This window comes from Hoeflea sp. 108, from assembly GCF_000372965.1.
Lineage (GTDB): Bacteria > Pseudomonadota > Alphaproteobacteria > Rhizobiales > Rhizobiaceae > Aminobacter.
Map to the genome: position 1 here is coordinate 5,070,823 of NZ_KB890024.1, position 20,451 is coordinate 5,091,273.

Here is a 20,451-nt window from a genome sequence, read left to right on the forward strand (position 1 = left end):
GCAAAAACAAATTGGAAGCAACTTCGATCTAGTCGCCGTCGACACGCCCGCGAAGCTTCTTGACTGTCGAGCGCCCGGACTTGGTTTTCAACCTGCGCTCGACCGAACCTTTGGTCGGTTTGGTCTTCTTGCGGGGCGGCGGCGGTGGCTCGGCCGCCTTGGCCACAAGTGCGGTCAGCCTGGCGCGCGCATCGGCACGGTTCTGCTCCTGTGTCCGGTAGCGTCCGGCCTCGATGACGATGACGCCGTCCTTGGTCGCCTTCTGTCCCGCGAGCTTGATGGTGCGTTCGCGCACGCGCTCTGGCAGCCCCGGCGCATTCGCCGCGTCGAAGCGCAGTTGCACCGCGGTGGCCACCTTGTTGACGTTCTGGCCGCCCGGCCCCGAGGAGCGGATGAAGTTCTCCTCGAGGTCATCGGGATGGATGACCACGTCGTTGGCGATGATGATCTTGTCGTCGGCGCTCATGCGCCAACTCATGCCGTGCTGGAGCGCAAAAGAAAAGGCCCGACACTTGGCCGGGCCTTTTGGAACTTCTCGGGCGATGCCGGTTTTACTCGGCTGCCGTGCGCACCTGCGGGGCAGCGCCCAGCACGGTCGCATCGACATGGCTTTCGAATTTGCCGAAATTGTCGACGAACATCGACACCAGCTTCTTGGCCTGGCGGTCATAGGCAGCGCCGTCAGCCCAGGTCGAGCGCGGGTCGAGGATTTTTGCGTCGACGCCGGGCACCGAGACCGGAACGGCAAAGCCGAAATTCGCATCGGTGCGGAACTCGACCGAATTCAGCGAACCGTCGAGTGCTGCCGAGAGCAGCGCACGCGTCGCCTTGATCGGCATGCGCGAGCCCACGCCATAGGCGCCGCCGGTCCAGCCGGTGTTGACCAGCCAGCAGTCGACATTGTGCTCGGCGATAAGCTGGCGCAGCAGGTTGCCGTACTCCGAGGGGTGGCGCGGCATGAAAGGCGCGCCGAAGCAGGTCGAGAAGGTCGCTTCGGGCTCGGTCACGCCACGCTCAGTGCCGGCGACCTTGGCTGTGTAGCCCGACAGGAAGTGGTACATCGCCTGCGCCGGGGTCAGCTTGGCGATGGGCGGCATCACACCAAAGGCGTCGGCCGTCAGCATGATGATGTTCTTCGGATGGCTGGCGCGGCCGGTGGCGCTGGCGTTCGGGATGAAATCAAGCGGATAGGCGCAGCGGGTGTTTTCGGTCAGCGAGCCGTCGTTGAAGTCGGGAACGCGGTTCTCGTCTAGGATGACGTTCTCGAGCACGGTGCCGAAGCGCCTGGTGGTGGCGAAAATCTCCGGCTCGGCCTCGGCCGACAGGCGGATGGTCTTGGCGTAGCAGCCGCCCTCGAAGTTGAAGATGCCGTCAGGGCCCCAGCCATGCTCGTCGTCGCCGATCAGCGTGCGCTTGGGGTCGGCCGACAGCGTCGTCTTGCCGGTGCCCGACAGGCCGAAGAACACGGCAGCATCGCCGTCGGGACCTTCATTGGCCGAGCAGTGCATCGGCATCACGCCCTTGGCCGGCAGCACGTAGTTGAGCGCCGTGAACACCGACTTCTTCATCTCGCCGGCATACTGGGTTCCGCCGATCAGCACGATCTTGCGGGTCAGGTCGACGGCGATCAGCGTCTCGCTGCGTCCACCGTGGCGTGACTTGTCGGCGCGGAACGACGGCAGGTCGATAATCGTCATCTCCGGCACGAAGCTCTCAAGCTCGGCTTCCGTCGGACGGATCAGCAGGTTGCGGATGAACTGCGAGTGCCAGGCGAATTCGGTGACGACGCGCGTCGGCAGGCAGAGCGAGCGGTCGGCTCCGCCGATCAGGTCCTGGACGTAGAGGTCCTTGGTCGACGCATGCGCCAGGAAGTCGGCATGCAGCGCGTCGAACTGGGCCTGCGTCATCGCATTGTTGTTGTCCCACCAGACATGCGCCTCGGTGTTTTCGTCACGGACGACGAACTTATCCTTGGGCGAACGGCCGGTGTACTGGCCGGTCTCGGCGACAAGCGCCCCATGGGCGGTCAGCTTCGCTTCGCCGCGCCGGATCGCTTCTTCGGTGAGAAACGCAGCGCCAAAGTTGTAACGGACGGTGCCCGACGTTTTGAGTCCTGCCGTTTCGATCCCGCATGCGGGATTGCGCTTACCGTTTTCCGACATCTGGTGAAGCCTCGTTTCGCTTTGACGCCTATGTCCGGTCAACGGGCCGGACGCCGCAGTCCCGAGGGACTAAGGCAGGCTGAAACAGAAAAGATCAGCGATATCAAATCATTAATCGATTTAAAAATTTTGAAAAATATCTAAATCGTTTAAATGATGGGGAACGACCAGCCGGCCCACACAAGATGGGCGGTTTTTTGTTCGAGCTTTGGCCTCACCGCCCCATATAAGACAGGCATTGGGCGTTGCGGTTGCGCTCCCCGCCTTCGGGGGGTATGCCACATTTTGTACCTAATTTGTCCTGCAAAAGCCCTGCTTCAAGCAGGAAGGGACACCCGCACATGAGGGAGCCGCTGGAAATGGCAACGATCGCGCTTGTCGACGACGACCGCAACATTTTGACATCGGTTTCGATTGCGCTCGAGTCCGAAGGCTATCGCGTCGAGACCTACACCGATGGCGCATCCGCACTGGAAGGCCTCGCCGCGCGTCCGCCGAACCTCGCCATCCTCGACATCAAGATGCCGCGCATGGATGGCATGGAGCTTTTGCGCCGCCTGCGCCAGAAGACCGACCTGCCGGTGATCTTCCTCACGTCCAAGGACGACGAGATCGACGAGCTGTTCGGCCTCAAGATGGGCGCCGACGACTTCATCCGCAAACCGTTCTCGCAGCGCCTGCTGGTCGAGCGCGTCCGCGCCGTGCTGCGCCGTGCAAGCGCCCGCGAAGCCGCCACCAAGGCGCCGGCGCAGGCATCGCGCTCGCTCGAACGCGGCCAGCTGGTCATGGACCAGGAACGCCACACCTGCACCTGGAAGGGTGAGCCGGTCATTCTCACGGTCACCGAATTCCTCATCCTGCATTCGCTGGCCCAGCGCCCCGGCGTGGTCAAAAGCCGCGACGCGCTGATGGATTCGGCCTATGATGAGCAGGTTTATGTCGACGACCGCACCATCGACAGCCACATCAAGCGCTTGCGCAAGAAGTTCAAGGCCGTCGACGACGACTTCGAGATGATCGAAACGCTTTATGGCGTCGGCTACAGATTCCGCGAAGCCTGATACCGGCGGGGCCTGAAACCGCATGGCAATGGAAGCAGAGATGAGCAAGCCAGTGACCGCCAAAAGGCGGTCGCGCGGGCGCTTGTCGACTTTCCTGGACCGCGTGCGGGCCCGGCTCAGCCGCTTCCTCGGCCATCATTTCTTCTCGAGCCTCACCCGGCGCATCCTCTTTCTCAACCTTGCCGGCCTCGCCGTGCTGGTCGCCGGCATCCTCTATCTCAATACTTTTCGCGACGGCCTGATCGACGCCCGCGTCGAGAGCCTGATGACGCAGGGCGAAATCATCGCCGGCGCCATCGCCGCTTCGGCGACGGTCGAGACGGACTCGATCAGCATCGATCCCGAGAAGCTCCTGGAACTGCAGGCCGGGGAGACGCTAGGTCCGCGTTCCGATCAGCTCGACAGCCTCGACTTCCCGATCAACCCTGAGCGTGTCGCACCCGTGCTGCGCCGGCTGATCTCGCCGACCCGCACACGCGCCCGCATCTTCGACCGTGAAGCAACCCTGCTGCTCGATTCGCGCCACCTCTATTCGCGCGGCCAGATCCTCCGCTACGACCTGCCGCCGGTCGAGGAAGAGGAGCCGACGCTGCTCGAGAGGGGCCAGAAGTTCATCTTCGACATGTTCCGCGACAGCTCGCTGCCCGTCTATCACGAGCAGCCCGGCGGCAACGGCTCGGCCTTCCCGGAGGTGATGCAGGCGCTGACCGGCAGCCCGGCGACCATCGTGCGCGTCAGCGAAAAGGGCGAGCAGATCGTTTCGGTCGCCGTGCCCATCCAGCGCTTCCGCGCCGTGCTCGGCGTGCTGATGTTGTCGACCGAGGGCGGCGACATCGACAAGATCGTTGCGGCCGAGCGCAAGGCCATCCTGCGCGTCTTCGGCGTTGCGGCCCTGGTGACGGCACTTCTGTCGATGCTCCTGGCATCGACCATCGCCAATCCGCTGCGCCGGCTTTCGGCCGCGGCCAACCGCGTGCGCCGTGGCGGCAAGAGCCGCGAGGAAATCCCCGACTTCTCCGACCGTCAGGACGAGATCGGCAACCTCTCGGTCGCGGTGCGTGACATGACCAACGCGCTCTACGCTCGCATCGAGGCGATCGAAAGCTTCGCGGCCGATGTCAGCCACGAGCTCAAGAACCCGCTGACCTCGCTGCGCAGTGCCGTCGAAACGCTGCCTCTGGCCAAGAACGAGCATTCGCGCGAACGCCTTATGGAAATCATCCAGCACGACGTGAAGCGCCTCGACCGGTTGATCACGGACATTTCCGACGCGTCGCGCCTCGACGCCGAGCTTGCCCGCGAGGACGCGGCCAGGGTCGATCTCAAGAAGTTCGTCGGCGATCTCGTCTCGGTGTCGCGCGAGACTTCGCGTCACAAGAAGTCGGTCGAGATCGAGTTCACCACCGCCAAGTTGCCGGCCGGCGTGAAGAGCTACAACGTGCTCGGCCACGACCTGCGCATCGGCCAGGTCATCACCAACCTGATAGAGAACGCACGCTCCTTCGTGCCCGATGGTCATGGCCACATCGACATCAGCCTGGCGCGCATCGGCAAGTTCAACGTCATCACGGTCGAGGACAACGGCCCCGGCATCCGCGTCGAGAACATCGACCGCATCTTCGAGCGCTTCTACACCGACCGGCCCTCATCGGAGGCGTTCGGCCAGAATTCCGGCCTCGGCCTGTCAATCAGCCGCCAGATCGTCGAGGCCCATGGCGGCACGCTGACTGCGGAAAACATCACCGGCACCAAGCCCGGCGACATCAAGGGCGCGCGCTTCATCGTCACCCTGCCGGCCGAAGGCTGATCCGTGCCGCCCGTCAACATGCACGCCACTGCGGTGCTGCTTGGCGATTGCGGCGTGCTCATCGCCGGCCCCTCGGGTTCCGGCAAGACTGCACTAGCGCTGGCGCTGATCGACAGGGCACGCGGATCGGGGCTTTTTGCACGGCTGGTTTCCGACGATCAGCTTTTCCTGTCCGCCCCGGGCGGGCGGCTTGTCTGCCATGCGCCGGCGACCATCGCCGGGCTGGTCGAGATCCGCGGGCTAGGCCCCAGTCCCGCCGCGCATGAGGCTGCCGCCGCCGTCGATCTGCTTGTCCGTCTTGCTCCCGCCACCGATATCGAGCGGTTGCCCGAGCCGGCGAGCGAGATTTTGCTTGGTTGCAGCGTACCCAGGGTAATGCTCGCGGAGCGCGAGGTGATTGCCGCCCTACCCGTTGTCTTTGCCCGCCTTGGGCTGCTGCCTTCCGGCTGAACCTGCCCGAAATTTTTGCTGCAATGCGTCAAAATGGCTGCCGATGCCGCAAATTGGGGCTTGTAAACGCTCTCGCCCTCGACAAGATAGCGCTCCCGCCCTCCACCATGGCGGCAAGAATACTGCGCGGCTGTGAAGGGGCCATGACGGGAGTCAAACCAGAATGATTGGACTCGTGCTAGTGACGCACGGTCAGCTGGCCGAGGAGTTCCGCCATGCAGTGGAACACGTCGTCGGACCGCAGGAAAACTTCGAGACAGTTTCCATCGGCGCCGACGACGACATGGCGCAGCGCCGCAGCGATATCATCAGTGCCGTCGGCCGGGCCGATACCGGCAACGGCGTTGTCGTGCTCACCGACATGTTCGGCGGCACGCCCTCCAATCTCGCCATTTCGGTGATGGAGGCGGGCAAGGTCGAGGTCATCGCCGGCATGAACCTGCCGATGCTGATCAAGCTCACCAGCGTGCGCAAGGCCGACAACATGACCATGGCGCTCGAGGAGGCCCAGGCGGCCGGCCGGAAATACATCAACGTGGCAAGCCAGGTGTTGAGCGGCAAATGAGCGGCATGCCCTATTCGCCCGAACAGGGCCACATCACCCGCGAACTGCCGATCGTCAACCAGCGCGGGCTGCATGCCCGCGCCTCGGCCAAGTTCGTCCAGATCGCCAACGAGTTCCAGGCCTGCGTCACCGTCGAAAAGGACGGCATCTCGGTCGGGGGCACCTCGATCATGGGGCTGATGATGCTGGCCGCCAGCCCTGGCTGCACCATCACGGTCACTGCCACGGGCCCGGAAGCGCCCCAGGCGATGGAAGCGCTGGCCACCCTCGTCGCAGCGCGCTTCGGCGAGGAATGCTGATCGTCGGCATCTGTCGGTGACATGCACGAATAAAGATTTCTTTATGTCCCATTGTCGGGTGCGGGCTGATCTGGTAGTCAGGCCGTCACTTCGCGCGCCCTTTTCAGCCTCCCGCTTTGGCGCGCAGCAAACAGGAATCGGAGCAAGCCATGACGGGTAGCAAGGATTATCTGGTCGCCGACATTTCGCTCGCCGGCTGGGGTCGCAAGGAAATCGAGATCGCCGAAACCGAGATGCCGGGCCTGATGGCCTGCCGCGAGGAGTTCGGTGAAGCCCAGCCGCTCAAGGGCGCGCGCATTTCCGGCTCGCTGCACATGACCATCCAGACGGCGGTGCTGATCGAGACGCTGAAGGCGCTCGGCGCCGACATCCGCTGGGCCTCGTGCAACATCTTCTCGACCCAGGACCACGCAGCGGCGGCAATCGCCGATGCCGGCATCCCGGTCTTCGCCGTCAAGGGCGAGACCCTTGAGGAATACTGGCAGTACACCGACCAGATTTTCCAGTGGACCGATGGCGGCCCCACTAACATGATCCTCGACGATGGTGGCGACGCCACCATGTACATCCTCATCGGCGCCCGCGCCGAGGCTGGCGAGGACGTCCTGTCCAACCCGGGCAGCGAAGAGGAAGAGATCCTGTTCGCCCAGATCAAGAAGCGTATGGCTGAGACGCCGGGCTTCTTCGCCAAGCACAAGGCTGCCATCCGCGGCGTCACCGAAGAGACCACCACCGGCGTCAACCGTCTCTACCAGCTGCAGAAGAAGGGCCTGCTGCCCTTCCCGGCGATCAATGTCAACGACTCGGTCACCAAGTCGAAGTTCGACAACAAATACGGCTGCAAGGAATCGCTGGTCGACGGCATCCGCCGCGGCACCGATGTCATGATGGCCGGCAAGGTCGCGGTCGTCTGCGGTTACGGCGACGTCGGCAAGGGCTCGGCAGCCTCGCTCCAGGGTGCGGGCGCCCGCGTCAAGGTCACGGAAGTCGACCCGATCTGCGCGCTCCAGGCTGCGATGGACGGCTATGAAGTCGTCACCCTCGAGGACGCTGCCCCGACCGCCGACATCGTCATCACCACGACCGGCAACAAGGACGTCATCACCCTCGACCATATGCGGGCGATGAAGGACATGGTTATCGTCGGCAACATCGGCCACTTCGACAACGAGATCCAGGTCGCGGCGCTCCGCAATCTCAAGTGGACCAACGTCAAGCCGCAGGTCGACATGATTTCCTTCCCCGATGGCAAGCGCATGCTGCTTCTGTCGGAAGGCCGTCTGCTCAATCTCGGCAACGCGACGGGCCATCCGAGCTTCGTCATGTCGGCATCGTTTACCAACCAGACGCTGGCCCAGATCGAACTCTGGACCAAGCCCGGCCAGTACAAGAACGAGGTCTATGTCCTGCCCAAGCATCTCGACGAGAAGGTCGCGCGGCTTCATCTCGACAAGCTCGGCGCCAAGCTGACCACCCTGTCTGATGAGCAGGCTACCTATATCGGCGTGACGCCGAAGGGCCCGTTCAAGCCGGAACACTACCGCTATTAACCATAGCGAAAGTACCTACAAGATATTGAAGCCGGGCGATTGACTTTCGCCCGGCTTCTCTTTTTGGAGGCGCGCCTTCTTCACGACGATTCGCCTAGGGGTTATTGTGACGTGATTCGTCACGCGCTCGTTCTTGGCGGGGAAAGCCGGGCGCTTCAGGGCGGTCTTGCATTCGGGCGGCACAAAGGAAAACAACACATGCCGGGGGAATACCCGCTTTCAGCGGGACGAGCCGTTTCCGGCGGCCATGAAGATTCGCGGAAGGCCCTTGCGGGCGGCAGGTGGCAGGCGGTGCGCCGGCTGGGCCGCCGTGCAGCCGGCCTTGCCCTCGGCACATCAGCTCTTTGCACGCCTCTCGGTTTTGCGCATGCCCAGCAGGCGTCCGTCGCCGGCCTTTCCGTCAGCACGGTCGACGTCATCCAGCTCGCCGTCTTCGTCGGCGTCATCGGCGCCGCCATGATCTCCGCCGTCGCACTGATCCGCGAGCGGGCCCGTCTCGCCGCCGAGAACGGCGACCTGCGCGGCCGCGTCGCCGACCTCAACGCGTCGGTCCAGCGCACCGAGGCCTTGCTCAATCTGCGTGACCAGCGCGTCATCGTCTGGGCCAACGACAACAAGAAGCCCGAGCTGATCGGCTCGCTGCCGGTCGAAACCGGCGTGCCGGACGATCGCGCCGCCTTCCTCGCCTTCGGCCGCTGGCTCATGCCGCGCTCTGCGGCAGCGCTCGAAAATGCAATCGCCGGCCTGCGCGACAAGGGAACCGCCTTCGAACTGGTGGCGGAGACCCATGCGGGTGCCGCGCTCGAGGTCCAGGGCCGCAAGAGCGGCACCCAGATCATCGTGCGCTTCATTTCCATTTCCGAGGCACAGCGCCTCCAGGCGCGGCTGAAGCTCGAGAACCAGCGCATCGGCGCGGAATACGAGACGCTCGTCGGCCTGATCGATGCCGTCGAGATGCCGTTCTGGATGCGCGACGCCGACGGCCGCCTGAAATGGGTCAACAGGGCCTATGCCAAGGCGGTCGAGGCCATCGATGGCTCGGCCGTAATTCGCGACGGCAAGGAGTTCCTCGGCACCCAGTCACGCGAGGCGATCGCCAAGCAGCACCAGTCCCGTCCGCTGTTCCAGCAGCAGCTGTCGACCGTCATCGACGGCGACCGCAAGATGTTTGCCGTCACCGACATCCTCGGCCGCGACGGCTCCGCCGGCATCGCCGTCGACATGAGCGCTGCCGATGCCATCCGCGACGAATACGGCCAGGTCGTGCGCAGCCATGCCGACACGCTCGACCAGGTGGCCACCGCCGTGGCTACCTTCGACGCCAACCAGAAATTGCGCTTCTACAATCAGGCGTTCCAGAAGATCTGGGACCTCGACGCCGGCTATCTCACCAGCGCGCCCGACAATGCGCTGCTGCTCGATCGCCTGCGCAGCGAGCGCAAGCTACCCGAGCAACCGGAATGGCGGCGCTGGAAGGAAAACCTGCTCGGCGCCTACCGCGCCGTCGATCCGCAGGAACATCTCTGGCACCTGCCCGACGGCCGCACCATCCGCGTCGTCGCCAATCCGCAGCCCAAGGGCGGCGTCACCTGGGTGTTCGAGAACCTAACCGAGAAGATCGATCTCGAAAGCCGCTACACCACTGCCGTCCGTGTCCAGGGCGAGACGCTGGACAATCTGGCAGAGGGCGTCGTCGTGTTCGGGCCCGATGGCCGCATCCGCCTGTTCAACCCGGCCTTTGGCCAGCTCTGGGGTGTCTCCGACGACATCCTGCGGCCGAGCACCCACATCTCGGCCATCCGCGCCGAATGCGACATGCGTGCCGAGATCAGCCCGTGGTCCGACTTCGTGGCGGCCGTCACCGGCTTCGACGAACGCAGCGACCGCCGCGGCCAGACCGAGTTGCGCAACGGCACGGTTCTGCAGCACGCCGTCGTCCACCTGCCCAACGGCCAGGTAATGCTGACCTTTGTCGACGTCACCGACAGCGTCAACATGGAGCGCGCGCTCAAGGACAAGAACGAGGCCCTGCAGCGCGCCGACCAGATCAAGAACGAGTTCGTCCAGCACGTTTCCTACGAACTGCGCTCGCCGCTGACCAATATCATCGGCTTCACCGAGCTTCTGTCGTTGCCAGGCACAGGCCCGCTGTCGCAGCGCCAACGCGAATATGTCGAGCACATCGGCTCGTCCTCGGGCGTGCTCTTGACCATCGTTAACGACATCCTCGACCTCGCAACCGTCGATGCCGGTATCATGCAGCTCGACATTTCCGAGGTTCATGTCGACCGCGCCATCGAGGCGGCGGCCGAGCTGGTCGCCGATCGGCTGCAGGAGCATTCGATCCGACTTTCGATCGACATCGCCGCCGCGCCCAAGAGCTTCAGCGGCGACGAGACCCGCGTGCGCCAGGTCCTCTACAACCTCCTCAGCAACGCGGTGAACTACGCGCCGGCCGCCAGCACCATCACGCTCGCCTGCCGCCAGCGCGCCGAGGGTGTCGAATTCTCCGTTCATGACGATGGTCCCGGCATGCCGCCGGAGGTGCTGGACACGGTGTTCCAGCGCTTCGAATCCCGCGTCAATGGCGGCCGTCGCCGTGGCGCCGGTCTTGGCCTGTCCATCGTCAAGAGCTTCGTCGAGTTGCATGGCGGCTCGGTCCGCATCGACAGCGGCACCGACCGCGGCACAACAGTCATCTGCCTGTTCCCTGGCGCGCCGGCCGGCGTCCGGGTGGCGGCGGAGTAGATCCCTTCATGACGGCCAGATCGCTGGAGCGCTTCCTGCCCGACGAGGCAGCCACCACGCGGCTGGGCGAGGACCTCGCCATGGCCGTCAGGCCGGGCGACGTGTTCCTGCTCGACGGCGATCTCGGCGCCGGCAAGTCGACCTTGGCGCGCGGCCTGATCAGGGCGCTGGCAGGCGACCCCCGCCACGAGGTGCCGAGCCCGACCTTCACCCTGGTCCAGAGCTACGACACGCCGGTTCCGGTCCACCATTTCGACCTCTACCGCCTGTCCTCGTCGGAGGAGCTCGACGAGCTCGGCTTCGACGAGGCGGTTGCCTCCGGCGTGGCACTGGTCGAGTGGCCCGAGCGCGCGGCCGCCGCCATGCCGACCACCAGCCTGCGGCTTGCCATCGAGCATGAAGGCGACGGCCGCCGCATCATCATTTCGGGCGATGGCCCCGCTTTCGACCGCATGGCCCGTTCGCTCGCCATGCGCGACTTTCTTGCCGCTTCCGGTTGGGGCGAAGCCCATCGCGCCCGCTTCATTGGCGACGCCTCCGCTCGCGCCTATGAGACGGTGACGCTCGACGGTCATGCGCCGTTGGTGCTGATGAATTCACCGCGCCTGGTGCTCGGACCGCCGGTTCGAGACGGCAAGCCCTATGCCGAGATCGCTCACACCGCACAGACGGTTGCCGCCTTCGCGGCGGTCGACCGGGCGCTCGCCTCGGGCGGCGTCACCGTACCGGGCATCGTCGCCCAGGACCTCGACCAGGGTTTTCTGCTCCTCGCGCATCTGGGAACGGGCGCATTCCTCGACCCAGAGGGCAATCCGGTCGCCGAACGTTATGCCGCCGCTGCCGAATTGCTGGCAATGATTCACGGGAAACATTGGGATGACCGGCTCGAAGCCGCCCCCGGCGTCGTCCACGAGGTTCCGCCCTTCGACCGCGGCGCGCTGATGATCGAGGTCGACCTGCTGGTCGACTGGTATGTGCCGGCCGTGTCGGGTGCGCCCGCCTCCGATGTGCTGCGCGATGGTTACCGCGCCGCCTGGAACGCCGTCTTCGACCGCCTCACCGACAAACAATACGGCCTGGTCCTGCGCGACTATCACTCGCCCAACATCATCTGGCGTACGGAGGAGAAGGGTTTCGCCCGGCTCGGCATCGTCGACTTTCAGGACGCGCTGATCGGCCCCGTCGCCTATGACGTCGCCTCGCTTGCCATGGACGCACGCGTGACTGTCTCGCCTGAGATCGAGCGGACCACCGTCGATGCCTATGTCGCCGCCCGCAACGCTGCCGGCGGCTTCGACGAGGCTGCCTTTCGCGAAGCCTACGCCATCATGGCGGCGCAGCGGAACTCGAAGATCCTCGGCATCTTCGTCCGGCTCGACCGCCGCGACGGCAAGCCGCAATATCTCAAGCACCTGCCGCGCATCCGCGATTACCTGCACCGCGCGCTCGCACATCCCGCATTGACCGGCCTGCGCGACTTTTACCGCGACAACCGCCTGCTCGAGGAGTTTGACGCGTGAGTGGGCCTGCCAAGATCCCGTCGGTCGCCATGGTTCTCGCAGCCGGTCTCGGCAAGCGCATGCGGCCGATCACCGACACGATTCCCAAGCCGCTGGTAAAAATTGCCGGCAAGACCCTGCTCGATTGGGGGCTCGACAGCCTGGCCATGGCAGGCGTCGAAAAGGCCGTGGTCAACGTCCACTATCTCCCCGACCAGATCGTCGCGCATGCCGCGTCCCGCCGGGCACCGAGCATCGCCATCTCCGACGAGCGCGACGGACTGCTCGACTCCGCCGGCGGCATCGTCAAGGCATTGCCCGAGCTTGGCACCGATCCGTTCTACATCGTCAATGCCGACACCTTCTGGGTCGACGAGGGCACACCGAACCTCACTCGCCTCGCCCTTGCCTGGGACGACGCCCGCATGGATATTCTCATCATGCTCGCGGCTCTCCCCCAGGCGACCGGCCATTCCGGCGGCACCGATTTCCTCGTCGCGCCCGACGGCCAGCTGCGCCGCGCCGCAGGATCGCCCGACGGGCTGATCTATGCGGGTGCTGCGATCATCCATCCCCGCATCTTCGCCGACGCGCCTGCTGGTGCGATCTCGCTAAACCGCTATTTCGATGAGGCGATTTCGGCCGGCCGGTTGTTCGGCATGCCCATGCACGGCAGCTGGATAACCGTCGGCACGCCTGACGCCATCGTCCCTGCGGAGGCCGCGGTGAAAAGGGCATTGGCAGGGGCGCAATGAGCGGGCGCGCGTCGCCACGCGTCTATTCCATTCCGCCCGGCGCCCCCTTCCTGCCGACGCTGGCGGCATCCCTGCTCGACGGCAGCCTGATCCCCGATTTCCGCTTTGACGGCGACCCGCTGGCCTTGGCCGACGTCACCATCTACGTGCCGACGCGCCGTGCGGCGCGCGCCTTGCGTGGTGTCTTCGTCGACGCCGCCGGCGGCCGTTCGGCCATCCTGCCCGTGATCAAGCCGCTTGGCGAGTTCGATGAGGACGAGGCCGCCTTCGAGGCCGAAGGTACGGCAGCACTCGATCTCGCACCGCCCGTTTCGTCCACTGACCGGCTGCTGTTGCTTGCGCCGCTGGTGCGCGCCTGGAAGCGTCGCCTGCCTGCCCATGTCGCAGCCCTGTTCGAGGAAGAGGTGGTCGTACCGGCCTCGGCCGCCGACGCCATCTGGCTGGCACGCGATCTCGCCGGTCTGATGGACGAGATCGAGACCGAAGGTTCCGACTGGGCCAAGCTCGCTGGCCTCGTCACCGGCGAACTCTCAGGCTGGTGGCAGGTCACGCTCGACTTCCTGTCCATCGTCACCTCGGTCTGGCCCGATCTGCTCGCCGAGCGCGACCAATCCAACCCGGCGGCCCACCGCAGCGCGCTGATCCGGCTCGAGGCCGAGCGTCTGAGGCGCAATCCGCCGGTCGGTCCGGTCATCGCCGCCGGTTCCACCGGCTCCATTCCTGCAACCGCCGAGTTGCTCGCGGCCATCGCCCGCCTTCAGCGTGGCGCGGTCGTCCTGCCCGGTCTTGATGCCACGCTCGACGAGGCCGCCCTTGAGGCCATCACCGCGCCCGACCTGCGCGCCTCGGTGCTCGGCCATCCGCAATATGGTCTCGCCAAGCTGATCGGCAAGATCGGTGTCCTGCGTCGCGACATCGAGGAGCTGGGCGTGTCGCCGCCGGCGCTGACTGCGCGCGCGGCCATCGTCGGCGAGGCGCTGCGCCCGGCCGAAACCACAGACGCCTGGGCCGAGAAGCGCGGCGGCGTCAGCGACGCCGAGATATCAGATGCCCTTGCCGGCGTGACGCTGCTCGAAGCCGCCCAGGAACGCGACGAGGCAGCCGCCATCGCCATCGCGTTGCGCGAGGCGGTCGCACAGGACGGCCATCGCGCCGCGCTCGTCACCTCGGACCGCAACCTTGCCCGCCGTGTCGCCTCCGAACTCCGGCGCTTCGGCATCCAGGCCGACGATTCCGGTGGTGTGCCGCTCGCCAACACCCCACCGGCAGCACTTCTGCGCACGATGGTCGAGGCGGCGATCCGCCCCGGCGACCCGGTCGCCGTGCTGTCGCTGCTCAAGCACCCGCTGCTGCGCCTCGGGCTGGAGCGTCATGTGGTCAGGCGCGCCGCCGAGACCATTGAGCTCGTGGTGCTGCGCGGCGGCGTCGGCCGCCCCGATGTTGCCCGGCTTGCCGAGGATTTCGACACCCGTCTCACCGGCATTGGCGATGCATCGCGCAAGCCCTTCTGGTTCGACCGCATCAATGTCCGCCGCATCGAGGATGCGCGCAACGTTGCAGCCAGGCTGGTTGCAGCAGTCGCACCGCTGACTGCCCTTCGCGGCGGCGAGGCCATCGAACTCGGTGCGGTCGTTCGCGCCACCGTCGAGGCGCTGGAACATCTGGGCCGGGACGAGCTTGGGGGGCTTGCGACCCTCTATGATGGTGATGCCGGCGCCAAGCTGGCCGAAACGTTGCGCGGGCTGGTCTCAGCCCAGGCGAGCTTCAGCTTCGCCGCCGCCGAATGGCCCGACGTGCTCGACGCACTTGTCGCGCCAGAGGCGGTGAAGCCGTCGCAGGGCGCGGACCGCGCCATCTCCATCTGGGGTGCGCTGGAGGCTCGTCTCCAGACCGTCGACACGCTGGTCATCGGCGCGCTCAACGAAGGCAGCTGGCCGCGCAAGGCCGAGGCCGACCGCTTCATGTCGCGCGTCATGAAATCGGGCATTGACCTCGAACCGCCGGAGCGCCGCATCGGCCTCGCCGCCCATGATTTCCAGATGGCGATGGGCGCCAGGAACGTCGTGCTGTCGCGCTCGGCGCGCTCTGGCGATGCGCCCGCCGTGCCGTCGCGTTGGCTCCAGCGCCTGCTCACCTATATCGGCCCCGACCATGCGGCGGTGTTGCGCCAGCGCGGCACAAGGCTTCTCGGCTGGGCCCGGCAACTCGATGCCGGCCAGAAGACCGACTTCGCCGCCCGCCCCGAGCCGAGGCCGCCGGTCGCGGTGCGGCCGCGCCGCTTCAGCGTTACCGAGATCGAAACGCTGCGCCGCGATCCTTATGCCGTCTATGCGCGCCGCATCCTCGGCCTGTCGGCCATCGATCCGCTGGTGCGGGATCCCGGTGCCGCCGAGCGTGGCACGCTGTTCCACGACATTCTGCACCTGTTCTCGGCGACGGTCGGCGACCCGCGCGCGCCGCAGGCGCTCGACGTTCTCATCGCCGCAGGCAAGCACTGCTTCGCCGAGGCATCCTTGCCCGCCGATGTCGAGGCCGTCTGGTGGCCGCGTTTCGAACGCATGGCCGAGGGCATCCTCGAATGGGAGCGCAGCCGTGCCGCCGCTGTCGTCAGCCGCCATGCCGAGGAAGGTGCTTCCGCGACCGAAGTCGGGCGCACCGGCATCACGCTGTCAGGTCGGACGGACCGCATCGATCTGCTTGCAGGCGGCATGGCCGACATCATTGACTACAAAACCGGCTCGTCGCCCTCCAAGGCGCAGGCCCATACGCTGATCGCGCCGCAGCTGGCACTTGAAGGCGCCCTGCTCCGTCGCGGCGCCTTCCGCGAACTGGGCCAGCGCGAGCCGTCACAACTTGCTTTCGTCCGCCTCAAGCCCAATGGCGAGGTGTTCGAGGAATCGATCCTCGAACACAACCGCAAGCCCAAATCGGCGTCGGAGCTGTCGGAAGAGGCCTGGACGAGGCTAGAGCAGCTTCTCCACCACTATGACGATCCCACCACCGGCTATCTGTCGCGCGCACTGCCCTTCCGCGAGGGCGAAACCGACGGCGATTACGACCATCTCGCCCGCGTGCTCGAATGGTCGGCCGGCGGCGATGGCGGTTCGGAGGGCGAGGAATGAAGAAGAAGTTCTTCGTCCCCCAGGAAACCGCGGACAGGCAGGCCCGCGCCTCCGATCCCGGCAATTCGGTCTGGGTGTCGGCCAATGCCGGCTCGGGCAAAACCCATGTGCTGTCGCAGCGGGTGATGCGGTTGCTGTTGCGCGGCACCGATCCGTCGAAGATCCTCTGTTTGACCTACACGCGCGCCGCCGCCGCCAACATGTCGAACCGCGTGTTCGCCAACCTGTCTGAATGGACCATGCTGCCCGATGCGGAGCTGGCCGAGCGCATCACCGCCCTCGACGGCGCGCGGCCCGACCGGGCGATGCTGCGACGTGCCCGCCGGCTGTTCGCCGAGGCGTTGGAAACGCCAGGCGGTCTGAAGATCCAGACCATCCACGCCTTCTGCGAGTCGGTGCTGCACCAGTTCCCGCTCGAAGCCAACATCGCTGCCCATTTCGAGATGCTCGATCCGCAGATGGAAGCGACGCTCTTTGCCACTGCGCGGCGCGAGATGGTGACCGGGGGGGCGGCCAATCCCGAGTTGGCCGAAGCCTTTGCCATGGTGCTGGAGCGCGGTGGCGAGGCGGGTCTCGACGCGCTGCTGTCAGAAATCGTCGCCAAGCGCGACGGCCTGCGCGCCTTCATCGGCCAGATCATGGATTTTTCCTGGCCCTTCGGCGCTCTGTACGAGGAGTTCGGCTTTGTCGAGGACGACAACGCCGAAGCCATCGCTGGCTCGATCTGGCCTCTGCCCGGTTTCGAGCCTTCATTCTTCAATGCCTTTGCCGCTGCTGCCGAGGCGACCGACGCACGCAGCGTGCTCAACAACATCCTGCCCTATGCCAGCCTGGCCTATGCCGAACCCGACCCGATCAGGCGTCTCGGCCTGTTGGCCGATGCCTTCCTCAAGGCTGACGGCGATCCCTACACGGCGAGCACCTTCAAGAAGGCTTTGCTCGACCGCCTACCCGACCTGCCGGAACGCTACCAGGCGACGTCAGAGGCGATCATCCGGGCCGCAGACCGTCTCGCCCATTTCCGCATGCTCGAGGCGACGCGCGCCGCACTCACCATCGCCGACTGGCTGATCGCCCGCTATGAGCGGCTGAAAACCGGGCGCGGTTTCCTCGATTTCAACGACCTTATCACCCGCACGGTCAACCTGCTTGCCCGCCCCGATGCCGGGCCGTGGGTGCAATACAAGCTCGACAAGGGCATCGACCACATCCTGCTCGACGAGGCCCAGGACACCAGCCCCGACCAGTGGGAAGTGGTCAAGCGCTTGGCCGAGGAGTTCTTCTCCGGTTTCGGGGCGCGCGATCATGTCCACCGCACCGTCTTCGCCGTCGGCGACGAGAAGCAGTCGATCTATTCCTTCCAGGGTGCCGCGCCTGAATCCTTCGACGACAGCAAGCACGAATTTGCCGCCCGCGTCCGCGCCGCCGAAGCCCGCTTCGAAGACGTCACGCTGACCTGGTCGTTCCGCTCGACCGACGACGTGCTGTCGGCGGTCGACCGTGTGTTCGAGGACCCGACGGTCCGCCGTGGCGTCACCCGCGCGCCCGAGCCGCCCAGCCACAAGGCGATCCGCGCCGGCGCCCCCGGCTATGTCGAGGTCTGGCCTTCTGTTGGTACCGATGTGGTCGACGAACCGGACGACTGGCGCAAGCCCATCGACCATGCCCACGCGCCCGCCGTGGTGGTGGCCGAGCAGGTCGCGGCAACGATCCGCAAATGGCTCGACAATGACGAGATCGTCGAGGGCACCGGCAAGCGCCTGCGTGCCGGCGACGTCATGGTGCTGGTGCGCAAGCGCGACCGCTTCGTCCACGCGCTGTCCCGCGCGCTCAAGCGCCGCGACATTCCCGTCGCCGGTGCCGACCGCCTCAGCCTGCCGGGCCACATCGCCGTCAAGGACCTCATCGCGCTCGGTCGTTTCCTCATCCAGCCCGAGGACGATCTTTCGCTGGCGGCCGTCCTGCGCAGTCCGATCTTCGGCTTTTCCGAGGAGGCGCTGTTCGCGCTCGCCTCTGGCCGACCCGGCGGCCGCTCGCTGGTCGTGTCACTGCGTGAGGCCGCCGAAACGGATGCGGCGCTGAAATCAGTCTCCGAACAGCTCGACGCCTGGGCCACCGAGGCCGCCTTTCGGCCGATCTTCGAGTTTTATTCAGGCGTGCTCTCGGGCGGTCGCGACCGTGATGGCGTGCGCAAGAAAATGATTTCCCGTCTGGGCCAGGAAGCCGGCGACATTCTCGACGAGTTCCTCAACTTCTGCCTCGCCGAAGAGCGCACCGGCCTGCCCGGCCTCGAAGCCTTCCTGTCGACGCTCGAAAACGCCGGGCCCGAGATCAAGCGCGAGATGGACCAGACCCGCGACGAGGTCCGCATCATGACCGCGCACGCCGCCAAGGGCCTGGAAGCGACGGTCGTATTCCTGGTCGACAGCGGCTCGGCGCCGTTCAGCGACCAGCATTTGCCCCGGCTGATGCCTTTCATCCCGCGTGCCCGACACTGGCAGGGCAAAGGCTATCTCTGGCGCGCCGGCGCCGATGTCGCCAATGCCTTCTCCAAGGGCGCTGCTCTGACAGCGCGCGAATTGGCCGACGACGAATACCGTCGCCTGCTCTATGTCGGCATGACCCGCGCCGAGGACCGTCTCATCGTCTGCGGCTATCACGGCAAACGTGCGCCCGGCGGCAACACCTGGCATTCGATCGTTTCGCGCGCGCTGTCGGCCGCGCCGGAAAGCGAATTGCGCGACCATCCCGTCGTCGCCGACCTCAAGGTGCACCGCTTCCGCGTCACGCCTTTGTCGGGTGCGGCGGAAATCGCGCCTGAGCGCGAGGCGGCGGAGATCGTCGCCCCGGCGCCGCTGCCCGAAAGCCTGTTCGACCGGCCGCCGCCCTTCGAGGACCTGCCGCGCCCGCTGTCGCCGTCGGGGGCCTCGGCCCTGATCGAGGAGACCGAAGAGCCGGTGATCTCAGGCCGTTCACCGGTGCTGGATGCGGAGGTCGAGCCTGCCTTTGCCATCGCCCGCGGTTCGGCGCTGCATCGCCTGCTGCAGGTGCTGCCGCGTCTCGACCCGGCAGAGCGGCGGCTGGCGGCCGAACGTTATCTCGCCCGAACAGGCCGCGACTGGGACGAGGCGCAGCGCGCTTCGGCTCTCGCGTCCGTCCTCTCCATCCTCGACGACACGCGCTTTGCGCCCCTCTTCTCGCGCGCCTCGCGCGCCGAAGTGGCCGTGATGGGCAGTCTCGACATCAGGGGGAAAGCGCGTTCGGTGTCGGGCAAGATCGACCGTCTGGCGGTCACGGATAACGAGGTTTTGATCGTTGACTACAAGACCAATGCCTCGCCGCCGGCCTCGCTTGAACAGGTGCCCGGAGCCTACATCGTACAGCTTGCGCTCTACCGCGCGCTACTCCGGCCGCTCTATCCGGGCAAGTCGGTTGCGGCTGCCTTGCTCTTCACTGAGGCGCCGCTTCTGATCCCGTTGCCCGTGGCGGCCATGGACGCCGCCCTTGCTCGACTCATCCAAGCGTGACACAAGAACTGCTTGAACGTCGGGCCCCAAACCACCACATATGGCGCGACAGCTAACTCTAGAGGATCGCATCATGGCCACCGTCAAGATCGACAACAGCAATTTCAAGTCCGGCGTGCTCGAAGCCAAGGAGCCGGTCGTGGTCGATTTCTGGGCTGAGTGGTGCGGTCCCTGCAAGATGATCGGCCCGTCGCTCGAGGAGATTTCCAACGAGCTCGCCGGCAAGGTCAAGATCACCAAGGTCAACATCGACGAGAACCCCGAGATCGCTGCCCAGTTCGGTGTGCGCTCGATCCCGACGCTGATGATCTTCAAGGATGGCGAAGTGGCCGACATCAAGGTTGGCGCCGCTCCCAAGACCGCGCTGGCCCACTGGATCGCCGGCAACGTGGCCTGACGGTTTGCAAGGCGACAGCGAAGCCTTAGTCGCTGCTGAAAATGAAGCCGCTCGTAACGTACTGTTACGAGCGGCTTTTTCTTTCCGCAGGCAGCCGTAAGGCCGGTTTACGAAGCGCTAGCCGTTGTAGACCACGGAGATCTTATTTCCGGCGGGGTCACGCATGTATGCGGCGTACCAGTGTGGCCCGTAGTGCGGGCGCGGATCAGGTGCGCCTTCGTCCGTTCCGCCGTTGGCCATGGCAGCTTCGTGGAAAGCGTCGACTTCCGCACGAGACTTGACCATGAAGCCCACCATCGCGCCATTTCCGGCGCTCGCCGGCCCACCGTCGAAAGGCTTGCAGACCCATAGGACAAGCCCCCCGCCCGTTCCGCCCTCGGAGTATCCGCGCCACCCCGGAAACTCCGTATGCTTGCTCCATCCGATGGTTGCCAGGACCGCGTCATAGAAGGCGTTCGACGTGGCGGACTCCAGGGCGCCAACGGTCACGTAAACACTCATTTCTGCCA

The 20,451-nt window shown here is 65.6% G+C and carries 15 protein-coding genes; 12 read left to right on the top strand and 3 right to left on the bottom strand.

Annotated features, from left to right (window positions below):
• Positions 1–28: 28 nt before the first annotated feature.
• On the bottom strand, positions 29–466 hold the full coding sequence (gene arfB, locus B015_RS0125225; RefSeq protein WP_018430543.1) for an alternative ribosome rescue aminoacyl-tRNA hydrolase ArfB: 438 nt from the start codon (positions 464–466) through the stop codon (positions 29–31).
• Between the two features lie 85 nt (positions 467–551).
• Positions 552–2,162: a phosphoenolpyruvate carboxykinase gene (locus tag B015_RS0125230; protein ID WP_018430544.1), complete on the bottom strand. Its 1,611-nt coding sequence runs from the start codon at positions 2,160–2,162 to the stop codon at positions 552–554.
• 359 nt (positions 2,163–2,521) lie between these two features.
• On the opposite strand from B015_RS0125230, the gene B015_RS0125235 reads away from it, so the two are divergent.
• The 12 genes from B015_RS0125235 to trxA all read left to right on the top strand — a co-directional run bounded on the left by B015_RS0125235 (position 2,522) and on the right by trxA (position 19,942).
• On the top strand, positions 2,522–3,223 hold the full coding sequence (locus tag B015_RS0125235) for a response regulator transcription factor (protein ID WP_085941106.1): 702 nt from the start codon (positions 2,522–2,524) through the stop codon (positions 3,221–3,223).
• A 22-nt stretch (positions 3,224–3,245) separates the two neighbouring features.
• Positions 3,246–5,030 (top strand): sensor histidine kinase, encoded by a 1,785-nt coding sequence (locus B015_RS0125240; RefSeq protein WP_018430546.1) that lies wholly within the window; start codon positions 3,246–3,248, stop codon positions 5,028–5,030.
• Between the two features lie 3 nt (positions 5,031–5,033).
• The gene (locus B015_RS0125245) at positions 5,034–5,480 is read left to right on the top strand and encodes a hypothetical protein (protein ID WP_018430547.1); all 447 of its coding nucleotides are present in this window, start codon (positions 5,034–5,036) and stop codon (positions 5,478–5,480) included.
• Between the two features lie 163 nt (positions 5,481–5,643).
• The gene (locus B015_RS0125250) at positions 5,644–6,045 is read left to right on the top strand and encodes a PTS sugar transporter subunit IIA (protein WP_018430548.1); all 402 of its coding nucleotides are present in this window, start codon (positions 5,644–5,646) and stop codon (positions 6,043–6,045) included.
• Positions 6,042–6,344, top strand: a complete 303-nt coding sequence (locus B015_RS0125255; RefSeq protein ID WP_018430549.1) for an HPr family phosphocarrier protein — start codon at positions 6,042–6,044, stop codon at positions 6,342–6,344. Before B015_RS0125250 ends, B015_RS0125255 begins: the two co-directional genes overlap by 4 nt.
• Before the next feature lie 149 nt (positions 6,345–6,493).
• Positions 6,494–7,894, top strand: coding sequence for an adenosylhomocysteinase (gene ahcY, locus B015_RS0125260; protein ID WP_026227710.1), 1,401 nt, complete (start codon positions 6,494–6,496; stop codon positions 7,892–7,894).
• 198 nt (positions 7,895–8,092) lie between these two features.
• On the top strand, positions 8,093–10,642 hold the full coding sequence (locus B015_RS0125270; RefSeq protein ID WP_018430551.1) for a PAS domain-containing sensor histidine kinase: 2,550 nt from the start codon (positions 8,093–8,095) through the stop codon (positions 10,640–10,642).
• 8 nt (positions 10,643–10,650) lie between these two features.
• On the top strand, positions 10,651–12,162 hold the full coding sequence (locus B015_RS0125275) for a bifunctional tRNA (adenosine(37)-N6)-threonylcarbamoyltransferase complex ATPase subunit type 1 TsaE/phosphotransferase (RefSeq protein ID WP_018430552.1): 1,512 nt from the start codon (positions 10,651–10,653) through the stop codon (positions 12,160–12,162).
• Positions 12,163–12,191: 29 nt separating this feature from the next.
• Positions 12,192–12,896, top strand: a complete 705-nt coding sequence (locus B015_RS0125280) for a nucleotidyltransferase family protein (RefSeq protein WP_040456372.1) — start codon at positions 12,192–12,194, stop codon at positions 12,894–12,896.
• On the top strand, positions 12,893–16,018 hold the full coding sequence (gene addB, locus B015_RS0125285) for a double-strand break repair protein AddB (protein ID WP_018430554.1): 3,126 nt from the start codon (positions 12,893–12,895) through the stop codon (positions 16,016–16,018). The genes B015_RS0125280 and addB overlap by 4 nt, the downstream gene beginning before the upstream one ends.
• Positions 16,015–19,545 carry a double-strand break repair helicase AddA gene (gene addA / locus B015_RS0125290; RefSeq protein WP_018430555.1) on the top strand — a complete coding sequence of 1,177 codons (3,531 nt, stop codon included), beginning with the start codon at positions 16,015–16,017 and terminating at the stop codon, positions 19,543–19,545. The genes addB and addA overlap by 4 nt, the downstream gene beginning before the upstream one ends.
• A 73-nt stretch (positions 19,546–19,618) precedes the next feature.
• Complete coding sequence (gene trxA, locus B015_RS0125295; RefSeq protein ID WP_018430556.1) at positions 19,619–19,942, top strand: thioredoxin; 324 nt, start codon at positions 19,619–19,621, stop codon at positions 19,940–19,942.
• A 117-nt stretch (positions 19,943–20,059) separates the two neighbouring features.
• On the opposite strand, the gene B015_RS0125300 is transcribed toward trxA, so the two are convergent.
• A complete protein-coding gene (locus B015_RS0125300; RefSeq protein WP_026227712.1) occupies positions 20,060–20,443 on the bottom strand; it encodes a VOC family protein in 384 nt (127 codons plus the stop codon).
• Positions 20,444–20,451: the final 8 nt, after the last annotated feature.

What these genes read in the sequence shown, in the direction of transcription:
- arfB (WP_018430543.1), bottom strand. Translation starts at nt 466, where the DNA reads ATGAGCGCCGACGACAAGATCATCATCGCCAACGACGTGGTCATCCAT.
- B015_RS0125230 (WP_018430544.1), bottom strand. Translation starts at nt 2,162, where the DNA reads ATGTCGGAAAACGGTAAGCGCAATCCCGCATGCGGGATCGAAACGGCA.
- B015_RS0125235 (WP_085941106.1), top strand. Translation starts at nt 2,522, where the DNA reads ATGGCAACGATCGCGCTTGTCGACGACGACCGCAACATTTTGACATCG.
- B015_RS0125240 (WP_018430546.1), top strand. Translation starts at nt 3,246, where the DNA reads ATGGCAATGGAAGCAGAGATGAGCAAGCCAGTGACCGCCAAAAGGCGG.
- B015_RS0125250 (WP_018430548.1), top strand. Translation starts at nt 5,644, where the DNA reads ATGATTGGACTCGTGCTAGTGACGCACGGTCAGCTGGCCGAGGAGTTC.
- B015_RS0125255 (WP_018430549.1), top strand. Translation starts at nt 6,042, where the DNA reads ATGAGCGGCATGCCCTATTCGCCCGAACAGGGCCACATCACCCGCGAA.
- ahcY (WP_026227710.1), top strand. Translation starts at nt 6,494, where the DNA reads ATGACGGGTAGCAAGGATTATCTGGTCGCCGACATTTCGCTCGCCGGC.
- B015_RS0125270 (WP_018430551.1), top strand. Translation starts at nt 8,093, where the DNA reads ATGCCGGGGGAATACCCGCTTTCAGCGGGACGAGCCGTTTCCGGCGGC.
- B015_RS0125275 (WP_018430552.1), top strand. Translation starts at nt 10,651, where the DNA reads ATGACGGCCAGATCGCTGGAGCGCTTCCTGCCCGACGAGGCAGCCACC.
- B015_RS0125280 (WP_040456372.1), top strand. Translation starts at nt 12,192, where the DNA reads ATGGTTCTCGCAGCCGGTCTCGGCAAGCGCATGCGGCCGATCACCGAC.
- addB (WP_018430554.1), top strand. Translation starts at nt 12,893, where the DNA reads ATGAGCGGGCGCGCGTCGCCACGCGTCTATTCCATTCCGCCCGGCGCC.
- addA (WP_018430555.1), top strand. Translation starts at nt 16,015, where the DNA reads ATGAAGAAGAAGTTCTTCGTCCCCCAGGAAACCGCGGACAGGCAGGCC.
- trxA (WP_018430556.1), top strand. Translation starts at nt 19,619, where the DNA reads ATGGCCACCGTCAAGATCGACAACAGCAATTTCAAGTCCGGCGTGCTC.
- B015_RS0125300 (WP_026227712.1), bottom strand. Translation starts at nt 20,443, where the DNA reads ATGAGTGTTTACGTGACCGTTGGCGCCCTGGAGTCCGCCACGTCGAAC.